This is a genomic window from Geminocystis sp. GBBB08, from assembly GCF_016743215.1.
In the GTDB taxonomy this organism is placed as follows: Bacteria; Cyanobacteriota; Cyanobacteriia; order Cyanobacteriales; family Cyanobacteriaceae; genus Geminocystis.
This window is the reverse complement of sequence record NZ_VRZC01000311.1, coordinates 1-765: the sequence shown is the minus strand read 5'-3', so window position 1 is coordinate 765 and position 765 is coordinate 1. Positions and strand designations below refer to the sequence as shown.

At 30.5% G+C, this 765-nt stretch carries 1 protein-coding gene; it reads left to right on the top strand.

What is annotated here, in order from left to right; all coding sequences use genetic code 11:
• Positions 1-765 (top strand): phospholipase D-like domain-containing protein (locus FWJ34_RS19415; RefSeq protein WP_308256969.1); only part of this gene is annotated, 765 nt, incomplete at both ends.

Genomic DNA, 765 nt, shown 5'->3' with positions numbered 1-765 from the left:
AATTTATTAATATCGATGGGCAAAAAGTGGTAACTGGTTCGACTAACTTTACTCTTAGTGATATTCATGGAGATTTTGACAACTTAGAAACAAGAGGTAATGCTAATAATCTTTTAGTGATAAATAGTTCTGAATTAGCTAATATTTTTACTCAAGAATTCAACTATCTTTGGGGCGATGGAGTAGGGAGAAAAAAAGATAGTTTATTTGGTTTAAAAAAGCCTGATCGTCGTCCAAAAACTGTTAAGATTGGCAATAGTAACGTTATTGTAAAATTTTCGCCAACATCTCCAACAAAACCGTGGGAAAATACCCCAAATGGTTTAATAGCAAATACCCTTAAATCTGCAAATAAATCTATCGATTTAGCCTTATTTGTATTTAGTGATCAAAAAATAGCAAATACCTTAAAAAATGAGTCATTAGAAGGAGTAGAAATTAAAGCCTTAATTGATCCTAATTTTGCTTATCAATACTATAGTGAAGGATTAGATTTATTAGGGGTAGCATTACTAAATAAATGTCAATATGAAAAGAATAATAACCCTTGGCAAAATCCCATTGAAACGGTAGGTATTCCAAACTTACCGAGGGGAGATAAACTTCATCATAAATTTGGCATCATAGATAATTATACTATTATCACAGGTTCTCATAATTGGTCAAATGCCGCTAATAATCTTAATGATGAAACATTATTAATTATTTATAATCCTTTAATTGCACAACATTTTCGCCGAGAATTTGACTATCTTTATCAAGATG